Annotated in this window: 18 protein-coding genes; 5 read left to right on the top strand and 13 right to left on the bottom strand. The window is 35.4% G+C overall.

All coding sequences use genetic code 11. The features are described 5' to 3' along the window. Both ACFO3O_RS21100 and ACFO3O_RS21095 read right to left on the bottom strand, forming a co-directional pair. On the bottom strand, nt 1–552 hold the full coding sequence (locus ACFO3O_RS21100) for a hypothetical protein (protein WP_379982591.1): 552 nt from the start codon (nt 550–552) through the stop codon (nt 1–3). Further along, nucleotides 552–1,592, bottom strand: a complete 1,041-nt coding sequence (locus ACFO3O_RS21095) for a hypothetical protein (protein WP_379982589.1) — start codon at nt 1,590–1,592, stop codon at nt 552–554. Before ACFO3O_RS21095 ends, ACFO3O_RS21100 begins: the two co-directional genes overlap by 1 nt. Nucleotides 1,593–1,831: 239 nt before the next feature. Here ACFO3O_RS21095 and ACFO3O_RS21090 point away from each other — a divergent pair, with 239 nt between their 5' ends. From ACFO3O_RS21090 to nadD, 3 genes are read left to right on the top strand one after another with little or no spacing between them, the layout of a single operon-like run. Then, complete coding sequence (locus ACFO3O_RS21090; protein ID WP_379982587.1) at nt 1,832–2,689, top strand: YicC/YloC family endoribonuclease; 858 nt, start codon at nt 1,832–1,834, stop codon at nt 2,687–2,689. A 16-nt stretch (nt 2,690–2,705) separates the two neighbouring features. After that, entirely contained in the window at nt 2,706–3,317 is a 612-nt protein-coding gene (gene gmk / locus ACFO3O_RS21085) for a guanylate kinase (protein WP_379982585.1), read from the top strand. Nucleotides 3,318–3,374: 57 nt separating this feature from the next. Continuing rightward, nucleotides 3,375–3,956, top strand: coding sequence for a nicotinate (nicotinamide) nucleotide adenylyltransferase (gene nadD, locus ACFO3O_RS21080; protein ID WP_379982583.1), 582 nt, complete (start codon nt 3,375–3,377; stop codon nt 3,954–3,956). 414 nt (nt 3,957–4,370) lie between these two features. Here nadD and ACFO3O_RS21075 read toward each other — a convergent pair whose 3' ends face one another. Continuing rightward, entirely contained in the window at nt 4,371–5,336 is a 966-nt protein-coding gene (locus ACFO3O_RS21075) for a nicotinic acid mononucleotide adenyltransferase (RefSeq protein WP_379982581.1), read from the bottom strand. A gap of 181 nt (nt 5,337–5,517) precedes the next feature. Here ACFO3O_RS21075 and ACFO3O_RS21070 point away from each other — a divergent pair, with 181 nt between their 5' ends. Then, nucleotides 5,518–6,519 (top strand): NAD(P)H-dependent glycerol-3-phosphate dehydrogenase, encoded by a 1,002-nt coding sequence (locus tag ACFO3O_RS21070; RefSeq protein ID WP_379982579.1) that lies wholly within the window; start codon nt 5,518–5,520, stop codon nt 6,517–6,519. Here ACFO3O_RS21070 and ACFO3O_RS21065 read toward each other — a convergent pair. The 5 genes from ACFO3O_RS21065 to ACFO3O_RS21045 all read right to left on the bottom strand — a co-directional run bounded on the left by ACFO3O_RS21065 (nt 6,516) and on the right by ACFO3O_RS21045 (nt 10,071). Then, nucleotides 6,516–6,911: a hypothetical protein gene (locus ACFO3O_RS21065; RefSeq protein ID WP_379982577.1), complete on the bottom strand. Its 396-nt coding sequence runs from the start codon at nt 6,909–6,911 to the stop codon at nt 6,516–6,518. The two genes, ACFO3O_RS21070 and ACFO3O_RS21065, sit on opposite strands and share 4 nt — an antisense overlap. Further along, the gene (locus tag ACFO3O_RS21060; RefSeq protein ID WP_379982575.1) at nt 6,904–7,428 is read right to left on the bottom strand and encodes a GNAT family N-acetyltransferase; all 525 of its coding nucleotides are present in this window, start codon (nt 7,426–7,428) and stop codon (nt 6,904–6,906) included. Before ACFO3O_RS21060 ends, ACFO3O_RS21065 begins: the two co-directional genes overlap by 8 nt. A gap of 101 nt (nt 7,429–7,529) precedes the next feature. Beyond that, entirely contained in the window at nt 7,530–8,552 is a 1,023-nt protein-coding gene (pheS, locus tag ACFO3O_RS21055; RefSeq protein WP_379982573.1) for a phenylalanine--tRNA ligase subunit alpha, read from the bottom strand. Nucleotides 8,553–9,154: 602 nt separating this feature from the next. Beyond that, nucleotides 9,155–9,709, bottom strand: coding sequence for a tyrosine-protein phosphatase (locus tag ACFO3O_RS21050; RefSeq protein ID WP_379982571.1), 555 nt, complete (start codon nt 9,707–9,709; stop codon nt 9,155–9,157). A gap of 5 nt (nt 9,710–9,714) precedes the next feature. Then, a complete protein-coding gene (locus ACFO3O_RS21045) occupies nt 9,715–10,071 on the bottom strand; it encodes a hypothetical protein (protein WP_379982569.1) in 357 nt (118 codons plus the stop codon). Nucleotides 10,072–10,121: 50 nt separating this feature from the next. On the opposite strand from ACFO3O_RS21045, the gene ACFO3O_RS21040 reads away from it, so the two are divergent. Continuing rightward, entirely contained in the window at nt 10,122–10,655 is a 534-nt protein-coding gene (locus ACFO3O_RS21040; protein WP_379982567.1) for a CvpA family protein, read from the top strand. Between the two features lie 146 nt (nt 10,656–10,801). Here ACFO3O_RS21040 and ACFO3O_RS21035 read toward each other — a convergent pair whose 3' ends face one another. The 5 genes from ACFO3O_RS21035 to ACFO3O_RS21015 form a co-directional block, all read right to left on the bottom strand. Further along, the gene (locus ACFO3O_RS21035) at nt 10,802–11,431 is read right to left on the bottom strand and encodes a carbonic anhydrase family protein (RefSeq protein ID WP_299216764.1); all 630 of its coding nucleotides are present in this window, start codon (nt 11,429–11,431) and stop codon (nt 10,802–10,804) included. An 11-nt stretch (nt 11,432–11,442) separates the two neighbouring features. Then, nucleotides 11,443–13,029: a SulP family inorganic anion transporter gene (locus ACFO3O_RS21030; protein WP_379982565.1), complete on the bottom strand. Its 1,587-nt coding sequence runs from the start codon at nt 13,027–13,029 to the stop codon at nt 11,443–11,445. 127 nt (nt 13,030–13,156) lie between these two features. Continuing rightward, a complete protein-coding gene (locus ACFO3O_RS21025; protein ID WP_379982563.1) occupies nt 13,157–13,423 on the bottom strand; it encodes a hypothetical protein in 267 nt (88 codons plus the stop codon). A gap of 79 nt (nt 13,424–13,502) precedes the next feature. Then, a complete protein-coding gene (locus ACFO3O_RS21020) occupies nt 13,503–14,276 on the bottom strand; it encodes a tetratricopeptide repeat protein (RefSeq protein WP_379982561.1) in 774 nt (257 codons plus the stop codon). 1 nt (nt 14,277) lies between these two features. Beyond that, nucleotides 14,278–16,050, bottom strand: coding sequence for a BatD family protein (locus ACFO3O_RS21015; protein ID WP_379982559.1), 1,773 nt, complete (start codon nt 16,048–16,050; stop codon nt 14,278–14,280). Nucleotides 16,051–16,058 lie beyond the last annotated feature (8 nt).

Here is a 16,058-nt window from a genome sequence, read left to right as displayed (position 1 = left end):
TTATGAAATAATTGCTGGGAGTTCAAAGGCAATTTTTGGGTTGACAACATCTGCTCTTACGATAAAGTATTGATGCTTCTTTTGTAAGGCAGCGATTTGTTGTTTGGTAATCATAAAACCACGTTGCAACCAGTTTACTAATTGATCTGTAATAGGTTGTTTGCCATTACCTACATGACTTTGAGCCTCTTTAAGTAGTTCTAATGAGATATCTTTCTCATCTTTATATAAGTACTGTATGGCTTTCTTTTCCAACACAGTAGCGTAATGTTTTTTTATAAGTGCACTATCATCACTTTTCTGATCCAGAAAATCTATATAGCGTTCACAAAAACTAATCACCTCATCATGAGCGCCAGATAGTTCTAAAGCTTCCATCACACACTGACTATAATGCTGAAAGAAGATTTCGCTATCTTTAGACTGTTGCATCATTTTGATAGCTTCTTTATAATGACGTAAGGCTTCTTTGTAGTTTCCTTCCAGACTATACATCTTTCCTTTTTCAGCAATACGTATATGTAATGTTTCGTTTTTAGTATGTGTTTCCATTAGGCAGTGATTTCTAAAGATGTTTGTATTTCGATTAATTTTGATTCGATATAACGAGCGATCAATTTTTTGATGAATGGAGAACTCCAAGACTGACCTTCTTTTGAAGGAAGTTGGTCTTCTGCAATAAATTGATTTAGTAAATTTTGTGTAGCTTCTAGATCGATTATTGAATCTATATGTATTTGCGTATCTGAGTTTGCCAAAGCTCTACATGCACAGTGTAATCCAGTTGTTTTATACTTTTCTATTTGTGTAATAGCTTCCTGTATTGTGATTCCTTCTTCTAGCTGTACAGGAAGATTTGTTAGTACAGTATCTATAATTTCTTCTGGCATTCCAATGGTTGTCATAAGAGTTTCTTTATGACGAGGATTGGATGTAGTTACTTTTTCCAGAAGAAGTTCATAACGAAGATGACTCTCATTGCAAATCGTCAGTTTATTACTAGTGCCATATTTACGCCATATACGCTGACTATCGCTGTATGAAATAGTAATAAACGGGTATTCTTTTGTGTTTAATTCTTTAGAAATCTGTTCTTGTAATAGCTTTTCTCCAGGTAGTACCGTAATTGTATAGGTGTCGTTTGTTATTTGAGAAGCTACCACTCTAGCATCTACTCTTTTTGAAAACGCATCTACTGTTGCTTTTGAGACCCCACCAAGTACAATCCCAGAGGGTTCAGCTAGGAGATGAAACGCCTCTTTAAGACTACATCCTAAAAATTCGCTTACTTGACGCGTAACGGTAGGTAATGCTTCTATATCTTCTATATATACACTTATTTCATAGCTTGTATTACTAACGGGTATAGATACAGAGGCATCTTGAACGCTTACTTCTAGACCTAATTGTGATAAGGTATCAGTAGCTTTTTGAGCAAGCGCATCATCTACTTTGTGAAGTAAAACAGAAGGGGCTCCATAAATAAGTTTTGTAATAAGTTCTTGAGGGATCTCAAAGGCATCTGAGAGTATTTTTGAAGCGATAGGTTTTGCAGTACCTATAGAATCAATAATCACGGAACTATTTGTCATAATGGATTTTTATTAATTAAGAACCCCAAAATTGATATAATTATAAACGATTTATGAGGGGCGATAACAGTTATTGCCTAAGGCAAATGCCCCTTTTTTAATTGGGTAAAATACTTGTACTTTTTTATATTTTTATTTGTACAGGTTTCCGCTTTCGCGAAAGCGTACTCACAAAATATCCTTGTTGTTCTTATTTTGATAAGACATTTGATCCTTGTAAAACTCGTATATTTGTTGATATGATAAAATCAATGACTGGCTTTGGGAAGAGTGTGATACAGCTTCCTGGAAAGAAGATTACCATTGAGGTGAAGTCTCTAAATAGTAAGAGTCTTGATCTTAATGCACGTATTCCTTCTACGTATAGAGAGAAAGAATTGGCCATGCGTAACCGTGTTGCAAAATCATTAGTACGTGGTAAGGTTGACTTTGCTTTGTATGTAGAAAGCACAGGTGAAAACACAAACACCAAAGTGAATGAAGGTGTTGTAAAGGAATACATGCGACAGCTAGGTAATGTGGCAGATAGTGAACCTGTAGAACTTTTAAAAATGGCTGTACGTCTTCCTGATGCATTAAAAATAGAGCGTGAGGAGATGGATGAAAATGAATATAAAAGTATCCTAACAACCCTAGATAAAGCATTAGAAGAGATTAATACCTATAGATCTGATGAAGGGAAGTCTCTAAAAGGAGAATTTGAATTACGGATCAATAATTTACAAGAGTTACTAGAAAAAGTAGTGGTGATGGATGTAGATCGTTTGGATAGTGTCAAAACACGTCTTGAAAAAGCAGTGTCAGATCTTAAAGTAGAGTTGGATGAAAATCGTTTTGAACAAGAATTGATTTATTACTTAGAAAAGTATGACATTACCGAAGAAAAGGTGCGTCTTAAAAATCATTTGGATTATTTTACAGAAGCATTAGACTCTGATGATTCTAATGGTAAGAAACTAGGCTTTATAAGCCAAGAAATAGGTCGTGAGATCAATACCATTGGTTCAAAGTCGAATCATGCTCAAATGCAACAACTGGTGGTGCAAATGAAAGACGAATTAGAAAAAGTAAAAGAACAAATGCTTAACGTACTTTAAAATCTTTACATAAGGCGTGACAAAAGAAAAACAACACTCAGGGAAACTTATCGTTTTTTCAGCTCCTTCAGGAAGTGGTAAAACAACCATCGTTCGCCATCTATTAGCACAAGAGGCGTTAAATTTAGAATTTAGTATTTCGGCGACGAGTCGAGAGGCGAGAGGTGAAGAACAAGACGGAAAAGATTATTATTTTATCTCTCTTAAGGAGTTTAAGCAACACATTAAAAATGAAGATTTCCTTGAATGGGAAGAGGTGTATCGAGATAATTTTTATGGTACACTTAAAAAAGAAGTTCAACGTATTTGGGCAATGGGCAAGCATGTGATTTTTGATATTGATGTGGTAGGAGGATTACGAATTAAAAAGAAGTTCCCAGATCAAACACTGGCCGTTTTTGTAAAACCACCTAGCGTAGATGAACTTAAGATACGCCTTAAAAAACGTAAAACAGAGAGTGAAGATAAGATCAATATGCGTATTGCAAAGGCATCTGTAGAGTTAGCAACAGCACCTCAATTTGATCACATCATTCTTAACGATGATTTAAATAAAGCATTGAGAGAAGCTGAAGCGCTTGTTTCAAATTTTATTAAAACTCCGTTGCCAAAAAGCAAAGAAGCATAAGCTTGAGATTTGAAAAATATATAAGATACAAAACAAGTATTATAACACCCATCATCATTGAAAGTAGGACTCTATTTCGGAACATTTAATCCTATACATGTAGGACATCTTGTCATTGCAAATCACATGGCAGAGTATAGTGATTTAGATAAAATATGGATGGTGATTACGCCTCATAATCCTTTTAAGAAGAAAAGTAGTTTGCTAGATAATCATCACAGATACCAGATGGTGCAACGGGCCCTAGAGGAGTACCCTAAGATTGACGTAAGTACTATAGAATTTAACTTGCCACAACCTAATTATACTGTCAATACACTCACCTATCTGCAAGAAAAATATCCTGATTACCAGTTTTGTTTGATTATGGGAGAAGATAATTTAAAGAGCTTCCATAAATGGAAAAATTACGAGGTGATTCTTCAAAATCATGAGATTTATGTGTATCCACGTATTTCTGAAGGCACTATAGAAACGCAATTTGATAACCATGCTAAAATACATAAAGTAGCAGCACCTATTATGGAGATATCTTCCACTGCGATACGCAATGGAATCAAAGAAAAAAAGAATGTAAGACCCTTACTTCCTGCTGAGGTTTTTGAATATTTGGATGAGATGCATTTTTATAAGTCTTAAAAAAGTAAGATGCCCAAGCTAGATATAGAAAATCCATATTCAAGACGGGGGTATTATTTTGGGGTTCTTGCTTTGATCTCATTTCTTGTGATTAGTCTACTACAAGGAGTAAAAAGAATTACCGATACGAAAGTCCCTTTAACATTATTTATAACCATTTTAGCGATCTGTGTTTTTTGTGCTCTTATATGTATTTATAATGCTATAAAGGGAAGAAAAGAAAGGAATTCTATTAAAAAGATATTGGCAATAGTACTTGCAATGGCCTCGTTTATATTTATTGTATTGTTACTAAAAGAGATTCTCTTTCTGTCATGGTCTGATTATTACACATAAGTATATACCAAAAAGAAACCGCTCACAGTGTTTAGTAACACTAGTGAGCGGCTTCAAACTAAATAACCAACCAAAATTTTAGAGCGCTGTAAGCTTTTGTAGCTTTTTTGTTTTAAGCGCTTGTATGTCTTTTTTAATATCCTCCGTTTTCTTTCTGTATTTCGGAGTCTTCTTATTTTTATCTTCTTCTGAAGTTCTGAACTGTATATATCCTTTTCCTCTGAATTGGTATGTCGTTCCTGAACTTACTTGAAACAACTCTATGGTTTCATCATCTATAACGATGAGTTCAAAAAATTCATTGTCTGGAAAATTATAATCTAATGTTAAAGTTTTTAAGTACAGATTCCCAGGCACATTAGCTACATCATAAATACCATCATAATCCCAAAATATATGATCAATAGCCGTGCCATTTGCATCTTCAGAACTTCTAAAGTTTCCGCTTTGTCCAGCTGGAAGAAACTGTAGGAAGTTTTCGTTGTCAAATGGATTTACATTTCCTTCGTCACTAGTGTATATTTTTTCCCAAGCTTCAAACTCTTGTAAGAAATAATGGATGTTTTCATAAAACACAAGATCATAATCAAAAGTGCTTCTTTGGTATCCTTCTAATACATATCTACTTCCTGTACTTGGCTCATAAAATTCTATCTCATTTACCGATAATTGACGCACATCAAAGCTATATCCTCCGTCAAGGTCATGTTGTACATCCAATTCAAAGTTAAACGTGTTATAGAAACCAATATCAATTCCAAATCCACCACCATTACTTCCAATTCCAGAAAGATTGTTATTTGCAAAGACGTTTCCGTTTCTAAACGAAACTGTAAATGCCTTTTGTAAAAAAGGAATCGCTACAGGTCCTGAAGAGCGATTAATATCAACATACCAGATTTCATAATCTGTAAGTACTTCATTTAAGGTTATTACAGGTGTTGTGTCTACAATAATGTCGTCTTCAACAATAACTTCTGTATAACAAGAAGCACATAAAATGCTTACTAGCGCAAGTGCCGAAAGGAGTTTGATCGTCTTCATAATCTTTCTGTTTTTGATTCACGTTACTAAAACCAAATGGCGTGCCAAAAATATAAATACCTAATATTCAGTTTTTTAATATATATTTATGCGCTTTCGCGAAAGCGTACCAAAACCAAAACCCTACAGATATACTGATAAAAATGTCTTATTTTTACACATACAGTATAATGATAAGCACATGAAGGAAAAACCTAAATTTGGAGTTATTGGAGGAGGAAGTTGGGCAACTGCTATTGTAAAAATGCTTTGCGAGAATCTTGAACATGTAGGCTGGTATATGCGAAGTGTATATGCGGTAGAGCATATAAAGAGAGAGCAGCATAACCCTAGTTATTTAAGTGCGGTAGAGTTTAATCCTGAGCAGTTGATTTTGAGTAATGATATTAATGAGATTATTAACTACGCAGATATTATTGTATTTGCAGTTCCATCTGCTTTTTTAGGAGGCGAACTTAAAAATATGACAGCCTCATTAGAAGGTAAAATCATATTTTCGGCTATTAAAGGGATTATGCCAGAAAGCGGCAAACTTGTAGGGGCTCATTTTCATGATATTTACAATATCCCATTTGAAAATATTGGTGTTATTTCAGGACCTTGTCATGCAGAAGAAGTAGCATTAGAACGATTGTCTTATCTCACTATTGCTTGTGCTGATGATGAGATTGCTCAGACTGTTGCAGACCATCTTTCTTGTGATTATATAAAATGCACGACGAGTGATGATATTATAGGAATTGAATATGCGGCAACGCTTAAGAATATTTACGCGATTGCAGCGGGAATAGCTCACGGATTAGGGTATGGAGACAACTTTCAGAGTGTGCTAATGAGCAACGCAATACGTGAGATTAAACGCTATGTAAAGCGAGCTCATAAGATGAAACGTGATATTAATGGCTCTGCCTATCTTGGAGACTTATTAGTGACTGGCTACTCTGTTTTTAGCCGAAATCGAATGTTCGGTAATATGATTGGAAAAGGATATACGGTGAAGAGTGCACAAATGGAGATGTCTATGGTTGCTGAAGGGTATTATGCCGCAAAAAGCGCTTTAGATCTCAATAATACACGAGAAAAAAAAGCACGGATTCCTATTATAGAAGCCGTGCATAGTATTTTATATAAAGGCAAAGACCCTAAGAAAGTTTTTAAGAAACTTACGGAGCGATTGGATTAAATGGCCAAAACCCCTTTTTTAGGCATTACAGGGATTGATTTTAAACTTCTTTCTTTGATACTAAAAGCTGGAAATTCCCAGCGTTTTTCATACATCTTATTGTTTAAAAAGTAAGTGACCGTGTAGAAGTTGTCTACTTTAAAAATACTTTCCTCCATAAATTCAATTTTGGCAAAACCTTTTGCAGGGAGTATTGCGATTTTGTGTCGCGTATGAGAGGTCATTTGCGTGTTACTATATCCTTGTACAGTGATTAAAACAATTTCTAAAGGCTCCTTACCATCGTTTATGATATAGGCATTCCAATCTTGGGTCTTATATTCTTCATGAAGTTCTTTTACCGCAGCGATATATACATCTTTTACTTCTGGAATTTCTATGTCTTTACGCATGTTCTGTAGTATTACGATAAAGCATTACTGCTTCTGTGTCGTTAGAGAGAGTAATCATTTTAATAAACCTGAGTCCTAGTTTTTCTAGTAATCGTTGTGATGCTGTATTTTCTTTTACGGTGATACCACTTACGGTTGCAATACCATGCACTTCTTTACCATACTGTATGACTTTGGAGGCGCTTTCAAAGGCATATCCTTTGCCTTCGTATGATGGTAAAAAAGCAAAGCCAATATCAACACCTTCTATCCCTTCCCTATCGTACAAGCCACAACAACCTATTAATTTATGATCTTCTTTTCTGATGACCATATAATTTCCAAATTGCTTTTCTTCAAACTGAGGTAGCATTTTTGAAGTAATGTATTGTACGGCATCTTCTTCTGTGCGTACATTACGATCTCCTATATATGATATCCATTTAGGTGTATTAAGTAATTCCAAGACAAAAGGCGCATCTTTTATATGGGCAGGACGCATATAAAGACGTTCGGTTTCAAGGGTGTATTCTTCCATAATATTGCATTTCAGAGAAGATAATAGTATTGCTATCGTATAGGCAACTTATTCCGCTTTCCTGTCTGCCGACAGGCAGGCGCGAAAGCAAAAAAACTATTTTATAAAGCACTTTTAAACTGCTCTAAGAAACGAATATCATTTTCACTCAGCATTCGGATATCGGAAATTTGATGTAGTAATAGCGCAATACGATCTATTCCCATACCAAAAGCAAAACCACTATATTCTTTACTATCAATACCACAGTTTTCAAGGACATTTGGATCAACCATCCCACAACCCATGATTTCTAACCAACCTGTTCCTTTGGTCATTTTATAATCGGTTTCTGTTTCTAGTCCCCAATACACATCTACTTCAGCACTAGGTTCTGTAAATGGGAAATAAGAAGGGCGGAGTCTAATCCTACTTTTACCAAACATTTCGGTTGTAAAGTATTGTAATGTTTGTTTGAGATCTGCAAAAGAAACATCTTTATCTATGTATAATCCTTCTACTTGATGGAAAAAGCAATGAGAACGACCGCTTATAGCCTCGTTACGATACACACGTCCTGGGGAGATGGTACGTATAGGAGGTTTATTGTTTTCCATATAACGCACTTGTACCGATGAAGTATGAGTGCGTAATAACACATCTGGATCTGTTTGGATAAAGAACGTGTCCTGCATATCACGCGCAGGATGGTACTCGGGTAAATTTAAAGCGGTAAAATTATGCCAATCATCTTCAATTTCTGGACCTTCAGACACATTAAACCCTATGCGGGAAAAGATATCTATAATCTGATTTTTTACAATAGAGATAGGATGGCGTGCGCCAATTTCTATAGCTTCTCCTGGACGCGAAAGGTCATTTATACCACTTATAGAAGTTTCATCTGCATTTTCTAGGGCATCTTTAAGCGTATTTACCTTTTCTAAGGCGACCGTCTTGAGTTTATTAATCACTTGTCCGTACTCTTTTTTAAGCTCATTAGGAACATTACGAAACTCTGCCATAAATTCATTTACGACTCCTTTTTTTCCTGAATATTTAATACGGAATGCTTCTACATCTTCTAGCGTAGCTGCAGAAAATGCCTCTACTTTTTCTATATGTTCTTTGATCTTGTCTAGCATGGCTATTGTTTTATCCCTTAAAAAATAGGGAGGTGCAAATTTAGTAAAAAACGGGTATTAGTGATGTAAATCTAAAGAATAATGATTTTTTGTATCTGTGTAAAAATATGATGACTTATTAAGTCCAAATACATCTTTTATATCTGATATATAATTACTTATAAATAAAATTACCAATATTGTATGTCTTTATTTTGTATCTTGATAAAGAATCAAAAAAGTAAATTATGTTAAAAAAAATGTTAGAATGCAAGGGAACTAAGGAACTTAGTTCAAAAGATCAAAAAAGTGTGAGTGGTGGTTATGTAGCGTATCCTTGTAGTGGACCGAATGGTTCAACTTGTTACAGAGGCGGTAAACACTGCCCAGGGACCTGTATGTCCGGAGAGTGTATTCCTTGGTAAATTTTAGGAATAAATTTTATGTATACTAAAATACACCATTGTTTCTAGTGCTTATGAACTCTTATCTCTCTATAAAACAAAGATATATATCTTGAAAAGCCCTGTCAAGCAGAAAATAAATTCGATAAATAAACGTGTATTTTAGTGTATTCAGACCTATAGTCTTATGCTATACTTGTGTGTACTATGATGTCAATTTTAATCCCTTTTAAGAATATTCTCTTTAATCTTCACAAGATCAACACGGTTAAAATAATTTTCTAAAGGTTCCATACCTTTCATAGACATTGTAATAAGGGCTTCATTTACATCTCCATCGCTAAGCATATATTCTTTACAGATGACGCTTTTATCAACTCCTAAAATGAGTAAAACCGCTGCGACGACAATCCCTGTTCTGTCTTTTCCAGAAAGGCAATGTATCAACACAGGATAGGATAGTTTTGGATTTTCAAAAAGACGTATGATAGCGTTGAGCCAAATACGCACCTCTTTTTGTTTGGCATCGTATTTTTCAATCTTATTAGACATAGGAAAGTGAAAATAAGCACTATCAAAATCATCTGGATCACCTCCATTTCTTAGGTTAACGATTGATTTTGCATATTCAATTTCTTTATGATCTTTCAGATAATCAATACTTCCGCCTCTATAAATACGACCTTCAGGGAGCACTGTTTTTTCAGATATCAAATTGACAAATGCACCCACATCCCTAAAATTTACACAACCCTTGGTATAATCTAAGCCCATGTATATTAGGAAATAAGTTCCTTATCTATAAAATACTGCACAATAGCATCCTTCATTAAAACTTGTTGCTCTCCTGCTTTTAGAACGGGTAAAGGCTCCAGAATTTTATAATGTGGCCAGCCATCAGGATCCTCATAATCAAACTGATAATACCCAAAAGGCTCTAATAATCTACATATCGCAATATGCATTAAATTGACTTTATCGTCTTTTTTAAATGTCTTGTCCAGCTGCCCCAATTCTTGTACACCAATAAGATATATAATGCTTTCAAGATCTAAGGTATCTCCCTCAGCAAAGCGTTTTGAAAGTAGCTGTACGACTGTTTCCCATCGCTCTTTTAATTGTGTGTCTCTTGCCATAAATAACAGCAAAGATAACCTTACATAGGTTAAATTACTATATTTAGGGCATGAATACGATCGATATTGTTTTTGGAATTATTCTCATTTTAGGAGCCATACAAGGTTTCAAGAAAGGCCTATTTGTAGAGCTAGCATCTCTGGTAGGGCTTATTGCAGGAATCTTTGGAGCTATTTATTTTTCTCATTTTGTGGGAGATTGGCTTGCTGAAAAAACAGCTTGGAGTGAGCAAGCTATTAACCTTACTTCCTTTGCGATTACCTTCATTATTATTGTTCTCGCCATTTCTATGGCAGGAAAACTTCTCACCAAAATAGCCGATTTTGCCATGCTTGGGATTGTAAATAAAATAGCAGGCGCTGCTTTTGCAGTGCTTAAATATGCTTTTTTATTAAGTGTTGTTGTTATGTTTGTAAACGCTGCCAATGACCGTATTGGTTTTGTAAGTGAAGAAGCTATGGAAGAATCCGTTCTTTTTACTCCAGTAAAATCATTTGCACCAATGATTTTGCCTTCTATCTTGGCAAAAGCCAAAGAAGAGAATATTTATAACCCAGACAAGAAAGAGGAGGAAGCAGAATAATTATTCTCTTCTAGAGACCGCTTTCGCGAAAGCGTACACAGCCTTAGTTATTGCTTTTAAATATTTTAAGCTGCTTTTTAAATCAAAAAAGAGGAAAACTGATATGTCTTTCCTCTTTTTTAAGGTTATATTTATGTAAGAATTGCTTACTCCATGAACGTTACATTTCCATCATTAATGTCATACATAGCACCAATAATTTGAATCTCACCATTTTGCTCCATTTGTTTAAGAACAACACTTCGCGATTTTATATTTTCAATGGCAATTTGTACATTTTCTATGGCAACTTCATTTACAAAATCTAAATTTTCAGAAGTAAGAGATGGTTCGTTTTTACGCTGAACAACAGCAGCAACTGCAGGCTCTATTTTATTAATCAATGCCGTTAGATTCCCTAAACGCACGTGATCACAGGCCCCTTTTATAGCGCCACAACTAGTGTGACCTAATACAACAAGAAGTTTAGTTCCTGCCACTTTACAGGCAAATTCCATGCTTCCTAAAATATCTTCGTTTATAAAATTTCCAGCAATACGAATACTAAATATATCCCCTAGTCCTTGGTCAAAGACCAACTCTGCAGAAACCCTAGAATCTATACAGCTTAGTATAGTAGCAAATGGAAATTGACCTTCTGAGGTGTCATTTACTTGTTCAAGTAAATTTCGATTTGCCTTTAGGTTATTCTGAAAGCGTAAGTTTCCTTCTTTTAGAAAATCTAGTGCTTTTTGAGGGGTCATTGTTGATTGTGATTCGGCAGTATGTGCTTTCATAATTATATATTTTATGCTGATTTAGATCTTAAGTTAAAAAATTCTATAAAACTTTCAGGATTTTCTATGACACCTCTTTGGGAAATAAGTTTGATATCTATATGTCGATTTTTTGCTTTCTCAACAAAATCCTCTAATATTTCTACAATATCATTATCTAGGTATCTAGTGTTTCTTACATCTAATTCAAGATATGTATTTTCTGGCAGTCGATCTAATTCTTTTAATATGGCTCCCTTATTGAAGAAAGTCACTTCCTCTGCAAGTGTCATTTTCATTTTCTGTTTCCCGTTACTAACATCCACATCTTCTTTGTGTAAAAAATGTGAATTTTGATAGCTTTTATACAATACCACAACAATCCCTACAGCAAGGCCTATACTAATACCCCATAACAAATCTTTGAATACAATGACTAATACGGTAACAATAAAAGGTAAAAATTGTTTCCATCCAGCGTTCCACATAGCTTTAAATGTAGAAGGCTTTGCAAGTTTAAACCCAACTATAAATAGGATAGCTGCTAATACTGATAACGGAATGTAGTTAAGTATTTTAGGAATAGCTATGACAGAGATAAGTAATAAAAATCCATGTACAATAGCACTCATTTTTGTTTTCCCTCCTGATTGTATGTTAGCAGAACTACGCACAATTACCTGAGTAATAGGTAAGCCTCCTATAAACCCAGAAATAATATTTCCGGTACCTTGAGCAAGAAGTTCTCTGTTAGTAGGAGTGACTCTCTTTTCTGGATCTAATTTATCTGTAGCCTCAACACAAAGTAACGTCTCTAAACTCGCAACTAAGGCAATCGTAAATCCTGTAACCCATATTTCAGGTTTTGTGATAACCCCAAAATTTGGAAAAGAAAATTGCCCCATAAAGCTATCAATACTATCTGGAATAGGAACGGAAACTAAGTGCTCTTGAGAGATGGAAAATAGATCTGAGCCTTGTGTGACTAAAAAGTATATAATCCCTGCCGCTACGGCAACAAGTGGACCTTGAATAATACTAAAAATCTTCCCTTTTTTAGAAAGAACGTTACTCCATAAAAGCAAGATGCCAAGACCAATAATAGCAATAAGTGTAGCTCCTGGACTTATGAAGTTGACTGTATTTATAATTTCTGAAAAGGTGTTCTCTCCATCTATTTGGAAAAAAGCAAAATCACCTTCTGGATCTGCATCGTAACCAAAGAAATGAGGAATCTGTTTAAGGATGATAATAATTCCAATACCGGTAAGCATTCCTTTAATTACAGAAGAAGGAAAATAATAGCCTATAATTCCTAATCGTAGAAATCCAAAAGCTAACTGGATAACCCCGCCTAAGACAACAGCAACAAGAAAGTTTTCATACCCCCCTAAGGCTGTAATAGCTGTAAGGACAATAGCTGCAAGTCCTGCAGCAGGACCACTCACACCTATTTGAGAGCCACTCAAAGCGCCTACAACAATACCTCCTACAATTCCTGCAATAAGTCCTGAAAAAAGAGGGGCGCCACTGGCAAGAGCAATCCCAAGACATAAAGGGAGTGCTACAAAAAATACAACGATACTAGCAGGTAGATCGTTCTTTAAATATTTGAACATGATAATATAATATAGTGTTATGGCACAAGGCGCATAACTGTTTAGTTTAGAAAGATAATGGGTACGTATAGTTTTTCACAGGAATTAATTTGGTACTTCGTTTCCTGCAAAGGTGTACAATTAAGCACTAGGCTCTGTGTTCTGGAGGAGGAGATTGTACATCTAATATATGACTTCCGTAAAAATGTACTATATGATTATTCTGGAAGTTTAAATACGATTTTTTTGCTATCGCCGGTGTTGAGTATAGTTCAAAAAAAGTGTCTTTTTCATCGAGTTCTTTCTTTGATTCTTTTTTGTTTTCATCCTCGCCAAGTTCCAGTGCAACTTCGATATCTGCTTGTTTATTTATAAGCACCATAAAGGAAGGCCCCAATATAGATAAGGACAACATGAACGCTAGTGATATGGTGAAAATACTTCGCAAGACACTAAAATAGCTAATTTTAATGTATTATCTAGTAAAAGCGTCTTTAAAAATTATTTAGTAATTTAATATCATCTTTTGGGATCCAACCTGTTTTACCGTCTATAAGCTTGATTCTATTCCATTGTTTTACTTCTTCGAGGACAAATACTTTTGTCCCTTCATGCAATGTGAAAGCAAGGGTACTGGAGAGGTTAGGTTCGCTCTTTACTTCTACTTCTGGTGTAAATACAATAGCTGGATGGTCTTTTTCCGCTTTCGCGAAAGCGGTATATGCAAAACTCACACTTAGAACACCCAATATTAGTACAACGATAGATGTGATAAAAAATAAGCGTTTTCTGAGGGTGCTATACGCAAAATAATATCCTAAAAAACTAAGGACAAAAAGAAACATACATATCACAGAAGCTTTTGCCCATCCATCTACCGTAAAAATTCCTACTACGGTATTTATCCATTCCTGAATAGTGTTTTTTGGAAGCGGTTCTATAGCATCTATCTTCATGTTTTCGGCAAAGGCAGCATTATTGCGTATATCTGGATCTGAAGGAGCTAGTTGCAATGCTTTTTCATAGTAGTATACCGTAGGGGCTACATTATTGAGTTTATAGTGCGCATTAGCAAGATTAAAATACAGAGAAGCAGATTCTACTTTTTGATCTAATATTCTTTTATAAGCATCTATAGCTTCTTGAAATCTTCCTTGTGCATAATGCTCATTGCCTGCTTTAAATAAAAGCTCTGTCTGTTGGGCGTAGGTTGTACAACTTAAAAGAAAAGTAACGACAACAAGGAGTAATTTTGAAATTTTTGTCATCTTATAACTGTTTATCCATGGTTGATATTACACGAACGGCCTTGTCGTAGTCTTGTTGCATAGCTACGTTGCTAGAAGGCGTATATCTAGCAAACTCACAACTTTCCAATAGACTTATAAATTCAATAGTGTTAGCACCATCTACGTCCCGCTCTTTAAGCAGTCTCGTAATACGATCTTTGCTCATTTCACTAGTCTGAATATTGAGTTTTGCTTTGAGATAATTGTGAAGTGCACGCTCCATAGCCACATAAAACGCTTTTTGATTTCCTAGATTTTTCTTGGCTTCGCTTAAAAATTTACGCGCTAGCTTATCTGCTTTACGTATCCGATTGCCTTGTACATCGCTCGTATAGGCTTGTCGTTTTTTGCGAATAATCATTGCGACAGGAATCAATAAAAACGGACCTAGCAATAATGCCCAAAATAACTCAGACTTAAAGAATTTCTTTTTGGCAATAGACTGGAGGTTAGACGTTGTTTTTATGTAGGCAAATTGTTTGTCTGCAGCGACCACTTGCTGTTTGTTGATGCCGTTAGTCGTTGTTGTTGTCTTTTCTGGTTCTGAATCTACAGGTCCATTGTTGACTTCTATAACAATTTCATCAGAGGTTTTACGCTCATACCGTTCTGTTTTTGGGTTAAAGTAACTAAAGGATAAAGGAGGGATAGGGTACTTGCCTTTGTAAGAAGGAACTACCGTATAGGTACTCTTTTTAAGACCGCTCATTCCGCTTAGATTTGTACGCACTCTATCTGCATTTTCAGGTTCATAGACTTCTAACTTACTTGGCAAATTAGGTTTTGGAAGTTCAAAAAGTTTTAAGTTTCCATTTCCATTGGCTTCTACACTTATCTGAAATGCTTCAGAGGCATCGAGTGATCTTTTATCAGTTTTTACCGTAAAGTCAAATTCTCCGACAGCCCCTGTGAAGTCATCAGGTTTTCCATCTAATGGCAGCGGTTTTACATTTACGGTTCTGTTTTTTGCAGAAACGGTTATATTGGCGTTTTGAGTTAAGAATCGGCCAAAAATATCACGTCTGTTTGTAGGTACCGATACAGAGACGTTAAGACTTAGGGGTTCAATGTTAAGTTTTCCAGTTTTTTGTGGATATAAGACCGTACGTCGTAAGATCACATATCGATAAGGTTCCCCCTCGTATTCACTATCGTATACTTTGAATTGCTTCTCGTCAATGTTCTGACTCCAGAAGTCGGCGAATTTTGGAGAATCTATTTCTCTCCAATTACTCACACTTGTTTCTGGAGATACATACAGTTTATAAACAACAGTAAACGCCTCATTAAGGTATGGACTGCTTTTTGAAACTTCTGCGACAAGGTGAATTTTTTCGGAAGCTATATAGGCTGCATCGTTACCGTCTTTTGGTTTGTCAACAGCAGCGGTAACGGTTACTTCTATCGGGGGAGATTTATAGACCTCTCCATTGATGGTAATTTCTGCTTGGTCAATCGTAAATGTCCCTCTTTTGGTGGGGGCAAGTATATAACTAAATGTTTTAGAATAGGTGCTTTTTCCGTTTACCCAACTTCTGCTTACCGCTTGATTAGGTCCTGAGTAAATGGTAAATCCTTCAAAATCGGGTCTTTTAAAATTATCCCCATCTTGATTTAATTCAAAATCGATGCGTAATCGTTCATTGACCCCTAGTTTTTTCTTGTTTACTTTGGCATTAAAGGACACATCCTGTGCAGATACCGTTGCTATAGAAAGCAAGATGAGAACGTATATGTACAGTTTTAGTTTCATAGTGATAT

Source organism: Dokdonia ponticola, assembly GCF_042653865.1.
Lineage (GTDB): Bacteria > Bacteroidota > Bacteroidia > Flavobacteriales > Flavobacteriaceae > Dokdonia > Dokdonia ponticola.
The sequence above is the reverse complement of the archived record's forward strand: the minus strand, read 5'-3'. Positions and strand labels throughout refer to the sequence as shown.